Origin of the sequence: Aquibaculum arenosum (genome assembly GCF_029222965.1) — a bacterium.
Classification (GTDB): domain Bacteria; phylum Pseudomonadota; class Alphaproteobacteria; order Kiloniellales; family DSM-21159; genus Aquibaculum; species Aquibaculum arenosum.
Window position 1 is genome coordinate 37650 of the sequence record NZ_JARHUD010000013.1, and the last position, 16242, is coordinate 53891.

General features: G+C 63.9%; 18 protein-coding genes. 3 read left to right on the forward strand and 15 right to left on the reverse strand.

What is annotated here, in order from left to right:
- The first annotated feature begins 9 nt into the window (after positions 1 to 9).
- Complete coding sequence (locus tag P2G67_RS15610; RefSeq protein WP_275824206.1) at positions 10 to 477, forward strand: YMGG-like glycine zipper-containing protein; 468 nt, start codon at positions 10 to 12, stop codon at positions 475 to 477.
- Between the two features lie 71 nt (positions 478 to 548).
- Positions 549 to 932: a hypothetical protein gene (locus tag P2G67_RS15615; protein WP_275824208.1), complete on the forward strand. Its 384-nt coding sequence runs from the start codon at positions 549 to 551 to the stop codon at positions 930 to 932.
- 20 nt (positions 933 to 952) lie between these two features.
- Here the strand turns inward: P2G67_RS15615 and gph are convergent, their stop codons facing one another.
- The 15 genes from gph to P2G67_RS15690 form a co-directional block, all read right to left on the reverse strand.
- Positions 953 to 1633 (reverse strand): phosphoglycolate phosphatase, encoded by a 681-nt coding sequence (gene gph / locus P2G67_RS15620; RefSeq protein ID WP_275824210.1) that lies wholly within the window; start codon positions 1631 to 1633, stop codon positions 953 to 955.
- Between the two features lie 9 nt (positions 1634 to 1642).
- A complete protein-coding gene (locus P2G67_RS15625; protein ID WP_275824212.1) occupies positions 1643 to 2689 on the reverse strand; it encodes an ABC transporter ATP-binding protein in 1047 nt (348 codons plus the stop codon).
- A 29-nt stretch (positions 2690 to 2718) separates the two neighbouring features.
- The gene (locus P2G67_RS15630; RefSeq protein WP_275824214.1) at positions 2719 to 4446 is read right to left on the reverse strand and encodes an ABC transporter permease; all 1728 of its coding nucleotides are present in this window, start codon (positions 4444 to 4446) and stop codon (positions 2719 to 2721) included.
- 75 nt (positions 4447 to 4521) lie between these two features.
- A complete protein-coding gene (locus P2G67_RS15635) occupies positions 4522 to 5838 on the reverse strand; it encodes an ABC transporter substrate-binding protein (RefSeq protein ID WP_275824216.1) in 1317 nt (438 codons plus the stop codon).
- Between the two features lie 330 nt (positions 5839 to 6168).
- Positions 6169 to 6507, reverse strand: a complete 339-nt coding sequence (locus P2G67_RS15640; protein WP_275824218.1) for a HesB/IscA family protein — start codon at positions 6505 to 6507, stop codon at positions 6169 to 6171.
- Between the two features lie 50 nt (positions 6508 to 6557).
- Entirely contained in the window at positions 6558 to 7025 is a 468-nt protein-coding gene (locus tag P2G67_RS15645; protein ID WP_275824220.1) for an SUF system Fe-S cluster assembly protein, read from the reverse strand.
- Entirely contained in the window at positions 7022 to 7492 is a 471-nt protein-coding gene (gene sufU, locus P2G67_RS15650; RefSeq protein ID WP_275824221.1) for a Fe-S cluster assembly sulfur transfer protein SufU, read from the reverse strand. The genes P2G67_RS15645 and sufU overlap by 4 nt, the downstream gene beginning before the upstream one ends.
- A complete protein-coding gene (locus tag P2G67_RS15655; RefSeq protein WP_275824222.1) occupies positions 7492 to 8757 on the reverse strand; it encodes an aminotransferase class V-fold PLP-dependent enzyme in 1266 nt (421 codons plus the stop codon). Before P2G67_RS15655 ends, sufU begins: the two co-directional genes overlap by 1 nt.
- Before the next feature lie 23 nt (positions 8758 to 8780).
- Positions 8781 to 10085: a Fe-S cluster assembly protein SufD gene (sufD, locus tag P2G67_RS15660; RefSeq protein ID WP_275824224.1), complete on the reverse strand. Its 1305-nt coding sequence runs from the start codon at positions 10083 to 10085 to the stop codon at positions 8781 to 8783.
- 42 nt (positions 10086 to 10127) lie between these two features.
- Complete coding sequence (gene sufC, locus P2G67_RS15665; protein ID WP_275824226.1) at positions 10128 to 10877, reverse strand: Fe-S cluster assembly ATPase SufC; 750 nt, start codon at positions 10875 to 10877, stop codon at positions 10128 to 10130.
- A 56-nt stretch (positions 10878 to 10933) separates the two neighbouring features.
- A complete protein-coding gene (gene sufB / locus P2G67_RS15670; RefSeq protein WP_275824228.1) occupies positions 10934 to 12388 on the reverse strand; it encodes a Fe-S cluster assembly protein SufB in 1455 nt (484 codons plus the stop codon).
- 34 nt (positions 12389 to 12422) lie between these two features.
- Positions 12423 to 12887 carry an SUF system Fe-S cluster assembly regulator gene (locus tag P2G67_RS15675; protein WP_275824229.1) on the reverse strand — a complete coding sequence of 155 codons (465 nt, stop codon included), beginning with the start codon at positions 12885 to 12887 and terminating at the stop codon, positions 12423 to 12425.
- 123 nt (positions 12888 to 13010) lie between these two features.
- Positions 13011 to 13844, reverse strand: coding sequence for a class I SAM-dependent methyltransferase (locus P2G67_RS15680; protein ID WP_275824230.1), 834 nt, complete (start codon positions 13842 to 13844; stop codon positions 13011 to 13013).
- Between the two features lie 10 nt (positions 13845 to 13854).
- Positions 13855 to 14310: a CopD family protein gene (locus P2G67_RS15685; RefSeq protein ID WP_275824231.1), complete on the reverse strand. Its 456-nt coding sequence runs from the start codon at positions 14308 to 14310 to the stop codon at positions 13855 to 13857.
- 3 nt (positions 14311 to 14313) lie between these two features.
- A complete protein-coding gene (locus P2G67_RS15690; protein ID WP_275824233.1) occupies positions 14314 to 14961 on the reverse strand; it encodes a GOLPH3/VPS74 family protein in 648 nt (215 codons plus the stop codon).
- A 258-nt stretch (positions 14962 to 15219) separates the two neighbouring features.
- Here P2G67_RS15690 and P2G67_RS15695 point away from each other — a divergent pair, with 258 nt between their 5' ends.
- On the forward strand, positions 15220 to 15933 hold the full coding sequence (locus P2G67_RS15695; protein ID WP_275824235.1) for a PRC-barrel domain-containing protein: 714 nt from the start codon (positions 15220 to 15222) through the stop codon (positions 15931 to 15933).
- Positions 15934 to 16242 lie beyond the last annotated feature (309 nt).

A 16242-nucleotide genomic window follows, 5' to 3' on the forward strand; every position in this document is an offset into this window, starting at 1 on the left:
GGATGGGTGATGATGAAAACCTTCGCGGCCGCCACGCTGCTCGCTGCAGGCGTGGCCCTTGCTGGTTGCCCCAGCAGCACCAATCAGACCGTGGGCGCAGGTGCCGGCGGCCTTTTGGGTGGGCTGCTCGGCTCTCAGATCGGCAGCGGGTCCACCCGGCTGATCGCCACGGGCATCGGTGCGGGCGTGGGCGTACTGATCGGCCAGCAGATCGGCGCCTACCTGGACGAGCGCGACAAGCAGCTGGCTGAGGAGACCACGGTAGATACCTATCACTCCGGGACGCCCCGCTCCTGGGAAAATCCGGAGACGGGCACGAAGGGCACCGTTCGTCCGGTAAGTCAGGCGCAGGTGGCGGAGAGCGGTGACAGCTGCCAGGTCCAGGAGCAGACGATTCGCCTGGAGGACGGCCGCTCGGAGACCACCCGCTACAAGGTCTGCGAACGCGACGGCGAGTTCTATACCCAGGCGGTTTAGCCTTCGCCACGCGGGTTTCCCTTGCGGCATCGCAGTGAGACGTCGCCGCCGACCTCTGCTATGCTGGCTGCATGCTTGGATTATTTGGACTCTTCGGGCGTTCGAAAGACCTTCAGCGCCTGGACAGGGCGCTGCGGGCGCAGGGGCTGCATCCGCGGTTGATGCCCGATGCGGCAAAGCTCACCACACTCAAACTGCTGCAGGAAGCCACTGGCGAGCGCAGTCCTGCGGAATCGGTACATGAGCACGCCGCCGCCCTGCTGGTTTACTGCCAAGTGGGCGCCGAACAGTATGCTGCCGATAATGGCGATGCGGCGGTGGAAGCCGCTGAGAACCGGATTGAGGCGGCGCTTGCCGAAGGCGACAGCCTGGATGCGCGCCTGGTGCTGCTGATGCTCCACGCCGGCTTGATTCAGGAGCAGGTGGTCGCGCGTTTCGGCCTCGAGGTCGGCTGAGAAAGGCCGCGGCTGCCTGGCTATTGCGGGGCCGCCTCCGCAGCTTTGGCCGCAACCGCGGTGACCAGGGCCGGCAGGCGACGGAAATCAGCGAAGCTGTCCAGATGCGCGATCTCGGCCACGGGCCGCTTGCGGTAGCCCTCGGTGTAGAGAAGGAAGGGCAGACGGGCCGCGGCGGCGGCGGTGGCGTCGATCTCGCTGTCGCCAACGTAGATGGCCTTCCCGCCACCCAGGGCCTCGACAGCCGCGTGTAGTGGTGCCGGATCGGGCTTCTTGGCGCCCACGCTGTCGCCACCGATGATGGCTCGGAAATGCTGCGCCACATCCAGGCCGGTGAGAATGGCCCCGGAGATGGCGGCCGGTTTGTTGGTGCACAGGCCGATTGCGTGGCCTTCGTCCTGCAACTGGACCAGCGCGCCCTTCACGCCGGGATAGAGCCGGGTGAGCGCGGTTGGTGCGGCGTTGTAGTGGGCCATGAAACGCGCGATGAAGCTGTCCCGCCGGGCCGGATCCACCGACCCGAAGCAGTGCTGCATCACTCTTTCAATCAAGACCGGCACGCCATTGCCGATGAAGCTCTGCACGGTGGCCAGGTCGAGCGGGGCCAGCCCTTCCTCCTGGAGCAGTTTGGCAATGCCGGCGTGAATGTCTGGCGCACTGTCGATCAGGGTGCCGTCGAGGTCGAAGATGATACTGGTCATGACAGGCACTCAGGTGAGCAGCGGCGCGTTGCGGCAATCGATCCGCAGGGCCACTTCGCTTCCGGCCGCGTGGTCGTGGGTATCGGGACCATGCTGGGTGTCGACGATGATCGTTCCGTCCGCCGTTTCAATCAGGTAGCGGATCTGGCTGCCGAGAAATTCGCGATGCCGGATGCGGCCCGGCAGGATGCCTTCGCCGCGCTCCTCGGTCAGAGCGATGTTCTGCGGGCGCAGGACGATGCGGTCGGCGCCCTGGGGCGGTGCCGGGACGGGAAGGCGATGACCGCTCTTGGTGACAAAGGCTCCGTCCTGCACCCGGCCTTCGATGATGTTCGCAGTGCCGAGGAAGCCGGCCACGAAGCCGTTGGCGGGGTGATCGTAGAGATGCTGGGGTGTGCCGATCTGCTGGATCACGCCGCCGTCGAGCACCGCCATGCGGTCGGAGGTCGTGTTGGCCTCCTCCTGGTCGTGGGTCACGAAGATGGTGGTGAGTTGCAGCTTACGCTGCAGAGCCAAAAGCTCGCGACGCATTTGGACGCGCAGGGAGGCATCGAGATTAGAGAGTGGCTCGTCCAGCAGGAGTACCTGCGGCTCGATGGCAATGGTGCGGGCAAGCGCCACACGCTGTTGCTGCCCGCCGGAAAGCTGCGAGGGCATGCGTTCGGCCAGATCCAGCAGACCCACCAATTCCAGAGCCGCCTCCACCTTGGGGCCGATCTCGCGCCGGGGCATCCGGCGCTCTTCCAGGCCGAAGGCGACATTGGCGCGCACCGACATGTGTGGCCAGAGCGCGTAGGACTGGAACACCATGCCGACGTTGCGTTTCCAGGGCGGCAGGTCGACCACGTCACGATCGCCGATCAGGATGCGTCCCTTCGGCCGCGGCCCGAAGCCGGCGATGGCGCGCAGCAAAGTCGACTTGCCCGAGCCGGAGGGACCGAGAAAGGCGAAAAACTCACCCGGCTTGATCTCCATGTCGATACCGGCCAGGACCTTGGTGGTTCCGAAGGAGAGATGAAGGTTCTCGATACGGATCCCGGCGGTCTCGCGGATCATGCTCTTCTCCTTGTTCGACGCGCCAACCATCACTGCTCGGCCTCCCCGCGGCCGGTGCGAAGGCGGTCGCGTTCGATGATGCGGTGCGAGAGATAGGTGCCCAGGGCCACGATCACCACCGCCAGGATGCCCAACGCCGCACCGGCCCCGCGCCCGGCCGGCGACTGCATGTAAAGATAGATACCGTAGGCCAGCGGCGCCTCGCTGGCGCGGCTGACCAGCATGATGGTGGCGGAGAGCTCGACCGCGGCGGTGGCAAAGCTGGTGACGAAGCCGGCAAGGATGCCGCCCGCCATCAGCGGCACCACCACTCGGCGGATGGTGCGCGATTTGCTGGCGCCGAGGTTCTCGGCCGCTTCTTCGAGCGCCAGAGAAAGCTGCTGTAGCGCCGCCATGCAGGACCGCAGGGCATAGGGAAGGCGCCGGATCATCAACGCGATGATGATGATGCCCCACCAGCTCGCCATGGGGCCGAGTCCGAAGGGAAGCTGGATGCCGTGGAACATGCGCAGGTAGCCGATGCCAAGCACGACACCGGGAACGGCCAGGGCCGCGGTCGCCATGTAGTCCAGCCATTTACGCCCGGGTAGACCGGTGCGAATGACGATGTAGGCTATGGCGGTGCCCACCACCACGTCCAGGATCGCCGCCGTGCCGGCATAGAGCAGGGTGTTGTAGATGTACTGCGCGGACTCGGTGAAGACGGTGTGGAAGTGCTGCAGCGTGAAGCCGTCGGGCAAGGGGCTGAAGGACCAGATCGTGCCGAAGGCGAGCAGCACCAATCCGAAGTGCGGCGACAGCACCAGGGCCAGGATCAGCAGGATCACCCCGTAGGCCAGGATCTTCTCCTTGGTCGAAAGCTCGCGCTTCGAGAGCCCGCCGCCGCCTTTCTGCGTTGTGGCGTAGTCCTTGCCGCGCATGAACAGGAAGGAGGCCCAGAGGGAAAAGACAGAGAAGGCGACGAGGATGAAGGAGATCACGTAACCCATGGGGTCGTTGATGCCCACACCCGTGATCCGCAGATAGGCCTGGGGCGCCAGCATGGTGTTCACATTCAGCAGCAGCGGCGTGCCCAGGTCGTCGAACACCTTGATGAAGACCAGGGCGGCGCCTGCAAGGTAGCCCGGCATCGCGAGCGGAAAGACGATGCGCCGGAAGAGGCGCAAGCCCGAGGCGCCGAGGTTCTGGGCAGATTCCTCCATGGAGCGGTCGATGTTGCGCAGCGCGGCAGAGAGGTTGATCAGGATGAAGGGGAAGTAGTGGATCGACTGCACCAGGATGACGCCGTTTAGCCCCTCCATGAAGGGGATGCGAAAGCCGAAGTAGTCGTTGAGCAGCAGATTGACCGTACCGTTGCGCCCAAAGAGCAGCGACATGGCGACCGCGCCGACGAAGGGCGGCATGATCAGCGGGATGAAACCCAGACTCTGGATGATTGCCGTGCCGGCGAAGTTGAAGCGCGTGGTGATGTAGGCGAGCGGCAAGGCAATGATGGTCGCAACCACCACCGACATGGCCGAGACGTAGAAGGAATTGACGAAGCTCTGCTGGAACAGCGTGGTGTTGAAGAAGTCCTCGAAGTTCTGGAGCGTCAGCGCCCCCGTCCGGGCGTCCAGGAAGGCCACGTAGATGACCTGCGCCACCGGCAGGACGAGAAATGCCATCAGCAGTATGGCGATCAGGATGCCCGCCACCGCTGCCCCCGAGAGACGCGGGAACAGGGTAAAGCGTGACGACTGGGTGGAGGTGGCGCTCATCAACAGCCTTCCGAGAGCACGGCAGAAAAGGGCCCGCCCTGCCGCAAGGGCAGGGCGGGCCGACAAGAGGACTGCTTACAGTGCGGCGGCCTGTTCGGCCAGTTCCCTGGCCTTGCGGTAATTGTCGACGGTGAAGCTGTCCCACTCCTGCTCCACCTCGGCCTGGCGACCTACCACTTCGGTGTCTTCCGTTTTGCGGGCCACCTGGAACACGCCGGTAAAGGAGGGATCGAGGGATTCTTCCTCGGTGATCGGCAGCGCCTCGATGAGAGTGCGGGCCTCGGCGATCAGCGCCTGGGCTTCCTCGTTGCCGCTGTCAGCGTGTGCCGCCTCGGCTTCCTGCACCGCAGACACCGCCGCGCGGAGATCGTCCAGGCGGTAGGTGATCATCACGTCGAAGAGCGAGTTGACCAGATTGTAGCGCGCCCCGGACTTGTCGACGTCGAAGGCGATGGCGCCTGGCGCGAAGTCCTCGTCGAAGGGGTTGGGGAAGCCCTCAGGCGCGTTGGCGTAGGCCTCCGGGTTGACCGGCAGGCGCATGATCGAGGGATTCAGCAGCACTTCCTGACCTTCGGGAGAAAGCACGAACTCGACGAAGGTCTTTGCACCTTCCTCATTAGGTGCATTCTCGATGACGCCGATGTTTGCCGGCACGATCGCGGTCACGCTGGGGTAGACGAGTTCCACCGGAAAGCCGGTGGCCTTGGAGGCGAGACCGAAGAAGTCGATGACAATGCCGTATCCGGCGCTGCCGGAGTTAACCGCGTCGGGCACGCCAAAGCTGCGCTCGGTCACGGTGTTCATGTTGCCAGCGATCCACTTCCACTTGGCCCAGCCCTCTTCCCAGCCGTCGCCCTGCAGCAGGGTTTCGACGGTCAGATGCGTGGTGCCGGAGCGCGAGGGCGCGGACATGGCCACATGGCCGTTGTACTCGGCGCTCATGAGGTCTTCCCACTCCTGCGCGACCGGGAGTTCGTTCGCCTCGACATAGCGGGTGTTGTACATGATGCCGTAGCCGGAGGCGGCGAAGCCGTAATAGAAGCCATCCGGATCGTTGATCGGATAGGAGCCGATCTCGTCCGGGATGCCTTCGGCCTGAATGTCGACCTTGGCCAGAAGGTTCTCGGACTTCAGCACCTCGAAGGCGTCGGGGGCCGAGGCCCAGAAGATATCCGTGGTGTTCGAGTCACGGGTTTCCTGGAGGAAGGCCACAGAGGCGTTGGTGTTCCGGTTCACCACCTCAAGTTCGTGGTCCGGATGCGCTTCCTCGAAGGCCGCCTTGAAGGGACCCGTCAGGTCCTGGGGAAAGGACGTGACCACAGTGATTGTGTCGGCTGAGGCCGTGGAGACGGCGAGCAGGCCCAGAGCGGTGCCCAGCAACAGTTTCTTCATAGTGTTTCCTCCCAATCGAGTGTGGCGGTCTGTCCGCCTCTTGATGATTTTCGGGGTGGCGTGGGGCACAGTCTGCCCATGTCGCGCGCGGGATCAAGCAATAGCGCGCTCAAGATTTTTCGAACCCCTGCGCAGGCCTTCGCCGGCGCAAGGGGTTGGCTGAGAGGGGTTGAGGGGATCAGTACTGAGAGGATGAGCGCAGGATAACCATAGGCAGAGGTCGCGCCCGCGGGTCCGGACCTAAGGGTGCCGTGAAACCGGAGCCAGATCTGGTAAACCGCGCCATCTCAAAAACAGGCCGAGGCGTGAGTTTCCGCCTCGGCCGGAGTGTCAGACGGCGAAGCTTTCCCCGCAGCCGCAGCGGCTGGTTTCATTCGGGTTCTTGAAGACGAAGCCGGACTCGAGCTTGTCCTCCACATAGTCCATCTCGCTGCCGAGGATGAACATCACGGAGGTCGGATCGACGAAGATCTTGACGCCCTTGTCCTCGACGACGTCCTCGAACTTCTTCTGCTCCTTGGCGTACTCGACGAAGTAGCTCAGCCCGGAGCAGCCGCGCGTGTTCACGCCGACGCGCAGCCCGAGAACCCCGTCCTCGGGGCTCTTGCTCATCAAGTGTTTGACGCGATCGGCGGCGCGATCCGTCAGGGTCAGTACGCTACCAGTCATAGACACTCGTCCTTTCCGTTCCTCCCGAATGTAGCCATTGCCTGGCCGGATTAGAAGATCCCCAACGCAAGCTTGGCATCCTCGCTCATGCGGTCCTTGTCCCAAGGCGGATCCCAGGTGAGCGTGACCGAAACCAGGCCAACGCCCTCGACCATGGCCACACGGTCGGCCACCTGGCCCGGCATCTCGCCGGCCACGGGGCAGGCCGGTGCGGTCAGCGTCATGGTGACGCCGACGTCGCCGTTAGCGGCGATGGTGAGATCGTAGATCAGGCCCAGGTCATAGATGTTGACCGGAATCTCCGGATCGTAGACGTCGCGCATCGCTTCCACGACCTGTTCCTGGGTCGCGACCGGTTCGCCTTCCTGCCGCGGTTCGCCGGCACGGGCGGTAAAGCCTTCCTCCACCGGTTCGGACATCCCGCCTCCGGCCCAGAGGTAGGGGTTGTAGTGCGGCCGCGCCGGCAGATCGTCCGGCAGGGTATCGCTGCGCAGCTTGTCGCGTTGATCTTCGCTCATTCCGTCGAGACCTCCTGCTGTCCGTCGAGGGCGGCCGTCATGGTGTGCCAGGCAAGCGTGGCGCATTTGACCCGCACCGGGAACTCCCGAACGCCGGCGAGAACCTCCAGTCGCTCGATCGCCTCCGCATCCAGGTCCTCGGGCTCATGCTCCGGCGGCTCGTCATGGGTGCACAGCCAGTGGAAGCGCTCGAAAAGCGCCCGGGCCTGGCTTTCCTTCAAGCCCTTGAGGGTTTCGGTCATCAACGATGCCGAGGCCAGGGAGATGGCGCAGCCCTTACCCTTGAAGGCGCAGTCCTGGATCACGCCGTCCTCGTCCACCGTCAGGTAGATGAAGAGCGTGTCGCCGCACATGGGGTTGTAGCCATGGGCGTTGCGGTTGGACTCATCCGGGTGCCGGAAGTTCCGCGGATGCTTGCCGTGGTCGAGGATGACTTCCTGGTAGAGTTCACGCAGTTCGTCGAGCATCAGCCGAAGAGTTCCTTAACCTTGTGCACGGCCGCGACCAGGGCGTCGACCTCCGCTTCGCTGTTGTAGAGGCCAAAGGAGGCCCGCACCGTGGCGGCGACATCGAAGCGATCCATCACTGGTTGGGCGCAGTGGTGCCCGGCCCGCACCGCCACGCCCGCCCGATCAAGGATCGTGCCGATGTCGTGCGGATGCGCCTGGTCCAATGTGAAGGAGACGATCGCCGCCTTGTCGGGGCCGGTGCCGTAGATGCGCAGACTTTCGATCTCCGAGAGCCTGGCGGTGGCGTAGGACAGCAACCCCTGCTCGTGCGCCTGGATGGCCGCATAGTCGAGGCTCTGCACGTAGTCGATGGCCGCGCCCAGACCGGCCGCCTCGACGATGGCCGGCGTACCGGCTTCGAACCTGTGCGGGGCCGGCTTCCAGGTCGATTTCTCGAAGGTGACGGAGGAGATCATCTCGCCGCCACCTTGATAGGGCGGCAGGGCGTTCAGCAACTCCTTACGCCCATAGAGCACGCCGATGCCCGAGGGGCCGTAGAGCTTGTGGGCGGAAAAGGTGTAGAGATCGGCACCGAGATCCTGCACATCCACTGCCATGTGCGGCACCGCTTGGCAGCCATCCACCAGCACCGTGATGTCGCCCCGGGCTTTGGCTTCGGCGATCATTTCCTTCACCGGCACCACGCTGCCCAGCGCATTGGAGATGTGGGTGAGGGCGACCAGCTTGGTGCGCGGGCCCAGCAGCGCGCTGAAGGCCTCACGGTCCAAAGTGCCGTCGTCCAGTAGAGGAATGACCTTGAGCACGATGCCCTTGCGATCGCGCAGCAGCTGCCAGGGGACGATGTTGGAGTGATGCTCCAGGGCGCTGATGATGACCTCGTCACCCGCTTCCAGGAAGGCATCACCGAAGCTGTGAGCCACGAGATTGATCGCCTCGGTGGCACCGCGGGTAAACACGATCTCATCGCTGCTCGCCGCGTTCAGCAGGCCCGCCGCCTTGGTGCGAGCACCCTCGAATATGTCGGTGGATTCCTGGCTGAGGCGATGCACGCCGCGGTGCACGTTGGCGTAGCAGGTCTCCATAATCCCCGTCATGGCGGAGATCACGGCGCGCGGCTTCTGGGCGCTGGCGGCGCTGTCGAGATAGACCAGCGGTCGGCCGTAGACCTCGCGCTCCAGGATCGGGAAGTCGGCACGCACCCGCTCCACATCCAGCGCTTTCACTGAGTTGCCGCCGGGCGCGGCCTGCATCAGGGTCGACATGTAAGGCTTCTCTCCTCTTCGCCTCAGCTCGTGCCCAGAAGCCAGTGCTGCAACCGCTCCAGCAGGGCCGGGCGCAGGGCTTCCACAGGGAAGTCTTCGATCAGTTCGGCAACGAAAGCTTCTACCAGCAGGGCCCGAGCGCCTTCCTGGCTAAGCCCGCGGCTGCGCAGGTAGAAGAGCGCGTCCGCATCGAGCTCGCCGGCGGTGGCGCCATGGGCGCACTGCACGTCGTCGGCAAAGATTTCCAGTTCGGGCTTGCTGTCGATCTCCGCCTTTTCCGAGAGCAGCAGTGTCTTGTTCAACATGCGGCCATCGGTCTTCTGCGCGTCCTGCTCCACGACGATCCGCCCCTGGAAGACCCCGCGGGCCCGGTCGTCCAGCGCCCCCTTGTAGGTTTGGCGAGCCGAAGTGTGGGGCACGGTGTGGCGGATCACGCTGGTGGTGTCACCGTGCTGACGCCCGCGCAGCAGATAGGCGCCATCGAGGGTGACGTCAGCATTCTCACCCAAAAGGGTCGCATCGATCTCGTGCCGCGAGAGGGCCGCGCCGCTGGTGAAGGCCAGACTGCGATAGCGGGCGTCCCGCTCAAGCTGCAGGTGCGTGCCTGCCAGATGAACGCTCTCATCCCCGGTTTCCTGAACGCGCAGATGCGTCAGGCCAGCTCCGGCCGCCACATGAATGTCGGAGACCAGGTTGAGCAGCCCATTGCCGCTGCCCACGCTTTGATGATGCTCGACCAGCGTGGCCTCAGCGCCACGGCCAATGCTGACCACCAGGCGCTGGTGGCTCTCGACCGCCTCGTCGCTGGTGCCGCCGACAAAGATCACTTCCACGGGGGTATCGAGCTGAATGCCCGACGACACGCTCAATAGCAGGCCCTCGTCGAAGAGGGCATCGTTCAAAGCCTGCAGCGCACGCTCCCGGTCATAGTCTGCTGCCTGCAGCAGACCTTCCAGCCGCTGCGGTGCGTCGCGGAGCACTCGGGAAAGCGGCGCGAGAGTGACTCCCTCCGGCAGATCGGCGAGCTGGGAATGCTCGGCGGAAAAGCGGCCGTCGAGGAAGACCAAACGCAAGCGAGTGCTCTCCGCCGGCAAGAGCGAGGCCACCCGATCGAGGCTGGTCCGCTGCGCCGTCGCGGCTGGTGTATAGCTGCGATCGCGCAAAGCGCGGGGCAGGTTGGTGTACTTCCAGCTTTCCAGCCTGGGGCCGGGCAGGCCGCTGGCACGGAACTGTTCCAGCCCCTGGGCACGGAAGTCATCCAGCCAGTCGATGCCCGCGCCGGGGAGGGTTCCGGCGAGATCGCGCCAGCGTCCTTCGATCTCACTCACTGTCAGAGCCTCTGTGGCCATAATGTTGAAACCTTTACCTTTTTACGCCGCCGCTTCGATTATGTCGGCATAGCCCTTCGCTTCCAGCTCCTTGGCCAGCTCCGGTCCGCCACTGCGGATGATCCGACCCTGCGACAGCACATGCACGCGGTCTGGCACGATGTAGTCCAGCAGGCGCTGATAGTGGGTGATCACCAGCATGGAGCGCTCCGGCCCGCGCAGTGCGTTGACGCCATCGGCCACCGCCTTGAGTGCGTCGATGTCGAGGCCACTGTCGGTTTCGTCCAGGACGGCGAGCGCCGGCTCCAGCATGGCCATCTGCAGCACCTCGTTCCGCTTCTTCTCGCCGCCGGAGAAGCCGGCGTTAACCGCGCGCTTCAGGTACTCGTCAGACATACCCAACTCCTTGACCTTCGCGCGAAGGACCTTGAGGAACTGCATGGCGTCGAGCGCACTTTCGCCGCGGGACTTGCGCACCGCATTGACCGCTTCCTTGAGGAAGGTGGTGTTGGGCACGCCGGGGATCTCAACCGGGTACTGGAAGGCGAGGAAGACGCCGGCGGCGGCCCGCTCCTCAGGAGCCAGATCCAGCAGGTTCTGACCCTTGAGCAGCACCTCGCCCTCGGTCACCTCGTAGCCATCGCGGCCCGAGAGGACATAGGAGAGAGTGGACTTGCCCGAGCCGTTGGGCCCCATGATGGCGTGTACCTCGCCGGCCCCGATAGACAGGTCGATACCCTTGAGGATCTCCGTGCCATCGACTGTGGCGTGAAGGTTTTTGATTTCCAGCATTTAGCTATTCTTCCTGACCTAAGAACTCATCTTGGCGCCCTGCTCGGAACGCGCAATCACCCGACCGAGCCCTCGAGGCTGATACCCACCAGCTTCTGGGCCTCAACGGCAAACTCCATGGGCAGCTGCTGCAAGACCTCGCGGCAGAAGCCGTTTACCACAAGGGCAACAGCGTCCTCCTCGCCGATGCCGCGCTGGCGACAGTAGAAGAGCTGATCCTCGGAAATGCGCGAGGTCGTCGCCTCGTGCTCCAGGTTTGCGCTGCGGTTCTTGCTGACGATGTAGGGCACGGTATGGGCCGCGCAGCGATCGCCGATCAGCAGCGAATCGCACTGGGTGTGGTTGCGGGCGTTCTCCGCGCCTCCGCCCAGACTCACCAAACCACGATAGGTCTGGGCCGAACGCCCCGCTGCGATGCCCTTGGAGATGATGCGCGAGCGGGTGTTGCGCCCCAGGTGGATCATCTTGGTGCCGGTGTCGGCCTGCTGCATGTTGTTGGTGATGGCGATGGAGTAGAACTCGCCTACCGAGTTGTCGCCCTTGAGGATGCAGCTCGGATACTTCCAGGTGATGGCGGAGCCTGTTTCCACCTGCGTCCAGGAAATCTTGGAGTTGCGCCCGGCGCACAGGCCGCGCTTGGTGACGAAGTTGTAGATGCCGCCGACACCGTTCTCGTCGCCGGGATACCAGTTCTGAACGGTGGAATACTTGATCTCTGCATCGTCCAGCGCAATTAGTTCGACCACGGCGGCGTGCAGCTGGTTCTCGTCGCGCATCGGCGCGGTGCAGCCTTCCAGGTAGCTCACGTAGCTGCCTTCGTCGGCGATGATCAGCGTGCGCTCGAACTGGCCGGTGTTCTCCGCGTTGATGCGGAAATAGGTAGAGAGCTCCATCGGGCAGCGCACCCCTTTGGGGATGTAGACGAAGGAGCCGTCGGTGAAGACAGCCGAGTTCAGGCAGGCGTGCTTGTTGTCCGCCGCCGGCACGACCGAGCCCAGATACTTCTGCACCAGCTCGGGGTGCTTTTGCACCGCTTCCGAGATGGAACAGAAGATGACGCCGGCCTCTTCGAGCTTCTTCTTGAAGGTGGTGGCCACGGAGACGCTGTCAAACACGGCGTCTACCGCGACGCCGGCCAGCATTTCCTGCTCCCTCAAGGGAATGCCAAGCTTCTCGTATGTTTCGAGCAGCTTCGGATCCACCTCGTCGAGGCTCTTTGGCTTGTCGTCGTCGCTTTTCGGCGCTGCGAAGTAGTAGGCGTCCTGATAATCAATAGGTGGGAAGTCCACCTTGGCCCACTGTGGCTCAGGCATCTCAAGCCAGTGTCTGAAGGCCTTTAGGCGCCATTCCAGCAGCCACTCCGGCTCGTTCTTCTTGGCCGAGATGAAGCGCACGGTGTCCTCACTCAGACCCTTCGGCGCTGTCTCCATCTCGATGTCGGTGACGAAGCCGTGCTTATAGCGTTCGCCCAGCGACTGTACCTTTTCGACGGTCTCGACACTTGCCGCCATGATCTCTCCTTTTCGACCCTCTGGGGGAACTTATCTACTTGCCGCTTGCTTGCTGCAGCGCGGCCGGCGACCGTCTCTCGCCCATGGGGACGAAAAGGCCCGCCGTCATGTCTTCGAGGGTGACGCCTTCCAGTGCGCCTCTTATCGCGTTGTTCACGCGATCCCAGTTGCCCCGCATGGGGCAGAGGGACTCGCTTTCGCAATGCCCGGACTGTCCGTCGACGCAGGCGGTGAGCGCAATCGGGCCCTCCAGTGCCTGGATGATCGCGGCCACCGTGATGCGCTCTGGCGGTGCGCCGAGGCGATAGCCGCCGGAAGCGCCCCGCTGCGACACGATCAGTCCGTCGCGAGCCAGGGCGTTCAGCACCTTGGCCACGGTCGGAAGGGGCACGCCGGTGTCCTCTGCGATCTGCGGCGCCGTTCGCACCTTGCAGCCGTCGTTGGCCATGCGGGCCATGACCACAACGGCATAATCAGTCAGGCGGTTGAGCCGAAACATCCGGCGCTCCTAAATCGGAGTTAATCAGTCCGGTTTCTGATGTACGGACCAAGGGGGATAAATCAAGGGAAAAGGAGCCGGTAGTGTCCGTCATGCTCCGGCAACGGATCCTGCGTACGGGCTCTAGGCCTCCGGCTTGGCGAAGAGGCCGATGACGACCCGAGCGCGGTTTTCCACCAGGGAGCGGCGCACGTTGCGGGACAGCTCGAGAAAGCCCGCATACAGCATGTAGGGCCCCGGCGGCCGCTCTGCGCCGCTTTGTCGCGCGGCCTGCGCACGCTCGTCGGCCAAGAGGGCGTCGGTACGATCTTCCCAGGCCAGCTCCGTCAGGCCACTTGACGCGATGAGTTCCCGGATCCGCTCCGGCGGCATAAGAAAAGATTGGTCGGCTCGGCTTGCCCAGGGCGTGGGATAGTGCGGCGGCCCCGCCGGTCCGGCCATGACGTCATGCAGGGCAAAGCGACCGCCAGGCTTCAGCACGCGCGCAGCGTCCCGGTAAAGCGCCTGCTTGTCCGGCACGTTCATGGCCGCGTGCTGGGTCCAGACCAGATCGAAGGTCGCGTCGGGGAAGGGTAGGCGCCCTGCATCGGCGCAGCAGGCCAGCACCTTTTGCTCCAGTCCGACCGCCGCAGACAAGGTTGCAGCATCGCGGCAGTAGGCTTCGGTCAGGTCCAGGGCGACCACTGTGACAGCGCAGCTTTCGGCAAGCTGACGCGCCGGTCCGCCGATGCCGGCCCCGATGTCGAGCACCAGACTGCCCGGCGCTGGCTGCGCGAGCTCAGCGAGTTCCGCTGTCCCCTGTCGTGCGCGCAGATGGAACTGATCGAAGGTCGCGAGGTCTGCGACGGTCAGAGGCCCCTCGGGGCTGACTCGGTGCTGGCGAGCGAGCTCCAGGATCTTTTCGCTCAGGCGTCCCTCGCGCGCGTAGTGCCCGGCAATGTCGCCCTTGTCGGTCATGCGCTGCCGCCTACCAGTAACGGCCGCCGGCGCCGAGGATCACGGTCAGCAGGCCCAGCGCGAGATTGATGGCGACGATCCGGCGAATGCCGTTCAGCTGCTGCCCTGCCGCGGCGAAGTCCTCGCGCTCCACAGCTTGCCGGAAGCGGCGCCAGGGCGCGAAGAATAAATGGGCGAAGAGCGCCATCATGATCAGGCCGGTCAGGTGCATGATATGCACGGGCACGCCCACCCCGCTGAAGCCACCGAAGTGACCGAAGATCATGGCATAGCCGCTGGCCAGCAGGATGCCCACAGCGGCCCAGACCCAGGGAAAGAAGCGCCCGAAGACGCCGTGCCAGAGGCGAAGGCGCTGGGGCGCTTCGAAGCTGCCCAAGGAAGGGCGCAGGATCAGGTAGGCGAAAAACATGCCGCCGACCCAGACAACGGCGGCCAAGGCATGCAGGGCCAGGAGCAGTGCCAGCATGGATCAGCGTGGCATGACTGTGACCAGTGCGGCGCGCAGCTCCTCAATCGTGGCGTTCACCGCCTGGCCAATCAGGTCGAGGCGGGTCAGCTGCTCGATGCGCTCCTCCAGGCGGGAGAGTTCGTGGCTGCTGAAGACCTCGTGCAAGAGGCCGCAGGCGTCGGCCAGGTTGAGAATGGCGACGTCTCGGGCATCGGGGATGTCGTCTGTCATCAGGATCTGTGCGATGCGCAGCTTGACTTCCGTCTGCTCCTTGTTGTCGATCAGGGGGTAGCGCCGGGTAGCGAAGACCCAGAGGAAGCGACCTTCTTCCTCGCGCAGGATGCCGCGGTCGATCAGGCGCTTGAGCGAGAGCTCGCGGATTGTCTCCGCTTCCGGTGCCAGCCGATCGATCCAGTCCCGCACCGAGCGCTCCTGGTCCTTCTCTTCGGCAATCCGTCCCAGCACGTGGTCGAGCGCCGGCTCACCCAGCGGTGTGGCATCGACCAGCATCAGCTTTTCCAGATCGTTATCGATCCGATCATGCATGGCCAGGTCCATCAGCACCGCGCCGACCAGCGCGATCTGCGTGATGGGCTGCGATGCATAGAGCATGCGGCCACTCTGCTCATCATGTGAGAGCAGCAGGAATTCCTCGGCAATTGTAAGCATGGTGCCTCCCCCTGGTCCGGACCCTTATATCGACCTGCCGGCCGGTCTTATCGCGACGCTGGGCATGATCACTTGCTTTGACGTGAATTACCAGAGGGTAAGCAGGGGACGGGCCGCATTTTTCTCGCAGCTGCCGACACTGATTGCGCGGACGACGGGAACCGAAAGGCGGTGCACAGGGTTTGGGATGTGTAACGTCGGCAGGTGCGCCGTCCCGGCCCCTGCCGTTTCGACCGTCAATGGACGTGGAGAGTAAAGATGAAAAAGACCCTGTTAACCGCGGTTTCTGCAACGGCCTTCCTGTTCGCCTCGGGCGCGGCGCTGGCGCAAAGCGATGAAGAGCCGGCCGCCACGTCCGAAACAATGGAAGAGTCGACCACCGAGGATATGGGCGTGACTGAGGAAGGCTCCGATACCGGCGGGTCTTCTGATGCAGAATCCATGGACAGCGACACTCCTCCCCCTGCTGCCGACGATGCCGAGACGCCCGACACCGGAATGGATAGCGATACCGGCACGGATACGGACATGGACATGGAAGACAGCTCCATGGACGAGGCCCCCAGCACCGATACGGGTACCGGCACGGACACGGGCACTGATACGGGCGCAGACACAGACGACGCCATGGAAAGCACGGCGCCGGTCGACCTGAGCCAGCTGCATCCCCACGGCGGCGATGCTGAAGGGATCGTGGTTGAAGGCGTACCGGCCGAAGACATCGTCGGCGGCCATCTGGTCAACCAGGACGGCGAGCGCATCGCCACCATTAACGACCTCCTGATCGACTCCGACGGTGAACCGCAGGGCCTCTTGGTCGGTTTCGGCGGCTTCCTCGGCTTTATGGAGAAGGAGGTCGCGGTCGGTTTCGATCGGGTGGAATTTACCCAGAACGAGGACGAGGAATACCCCAGCGATCTCACCGAGGAAGAGATCGAGGCGATGCCGGAGTATGAGGAGCCACAGGGGTAAATCTTCCGCTCAAACAAAGCTATGGCTGCGGTGTTCGTGTAGATTGTTGCCAACACAATCGCTGACACTCAGCGCATGTTACCGAAGCCCCTCGGACAGAAGTCCGAGGGGCTTTTTGTGTGTTCTGAATTGACGTGTGTGGCGAGAGTTAGCCTCCAAAAAACAAGTGAAATTATCACCATAAAAGTAACCCTCCGGTGAGCGCCGCCGATTTTGGTGCTGACGGTTTGATGTGAGTGTTGTTCCCTGTCGCTATGACTGGTGATAGCGACGGTATCTTTGTCGGGCGGCTGTCGGTGGTGAACACCG

Coding starts and splice junctions, on each gene's coding strand:
- P2G67_RS15610 (WP_275824206.1), top strand. CDS start 10: ATGATGAAAACCTTCGCGGCCGCCACGCTGCTCGCTGCAGGCGTGGCC.
- P2G67_RS15615 (WP_275824208.1), top strand. CDS start 549: ATGCTTGGATTATTTGGACTCTTCGGGCGTTCGAAAGACCTTCAGCGC.
- gph (WP_275824210.1), bottom strand. CDS start 1,633: ATGACCAGTATCATCTTCGACCTCGACGGCACCCTGATCGACAGTGCG.
- P2G67_RS15625 (WP_275824212.1), bottom strand. CDS start 2,689: ATGATCCGCGAGACCGCCGGGATCCGTATCGAGAACCTTCATCTCTCC.
- P2G67_RS15630 (WP_275824214.1), bottom strand. CDS start 4,446: ATGAGCGCCACCTCCACCCAGTCGTCACGCTTTACCCTGTTCCCGCGT.
- P2G67_RS15635 (WP_275824216.1), bottom strand. CDS start 5,838: ATGAAGAAACTGTTGCTGGGCACCGCTCTGGGCCTGCTCGCCGTCTCC.
- P2G67_RS15640 (WP_275824218.1), bottom strand. CDS start 6,507: ATGACTGGTAGCGTACTGACCCTGACGGATCGCGCCGCCGATCGCGTC.
- P2G67_RS15645 (WP_275824220.1), bottom strand. CDS start 7,025: ATGAGCGAAGATCAACGCGACAAGCTGCGCAGCGATACCCTGCCGGAC.
- sufU (WP_275824221.1), bottom strand. CDS start 7,492: ATGCTCGACGAACTGCGTGAACTCTACCAGGAAGTCATCCTCGACCAC.
- P2G67_RS15655 (WP_275824222.1), bottom strand. CDS start 8,757: ATGTCGACCCTGATGCAGGCCGCGCCCGGCGGCAACTCAGTGAAAGCG.
- sufC (WP_275824226.1), bottom strand. CDS start 10,877: ATGCTGGAAATCAAAAACCTTCACGCCACAGTCGATGGCACGGAGATC.
- sufB (WP_275824228.1), bottom strand. CDS start 12,388: ATGGCGGCAAGTGTCGAGACCGTCGAAAAGGTACAGTCGCTGGGCGAA.
- P2G67_RS15675 (WP_275824229.1), bottom strand. CDS start 12,887: ATGTTTCGGCTCAACCGCCTGACTGATTATGCCGTTGTGGTCATGGCC.
- P2G67_RS15680 (WP_275824230.1), bottom strand. CDS start 13,844: ATGACCGACAAGGGCGACATTGCCGGGCACTACGCGCGCGAGGGACGC.
- P2G67_RS15685 (WP_275824231.1), bottom strand. CDS start 14,310: ATGCTGGCACTGCTCCTGGCCCTGCATGCCTTGGCCGCCGTTGTCTGG.
- P2G67_RS15690 (WP_275824233.1), bottom strand. CDS start 14,961: ATGCTTACAATTGCCGAGGAATTCCTGCTGCTCTCACATGATGAGCAG.
- P2G67_RS15695 (WP_275824235.1), top strand. CDS start 15,220: ATGAAAAAGACCCTGTTAACCGCGGTTTCTGCAACGGCCTTCCTGTTC.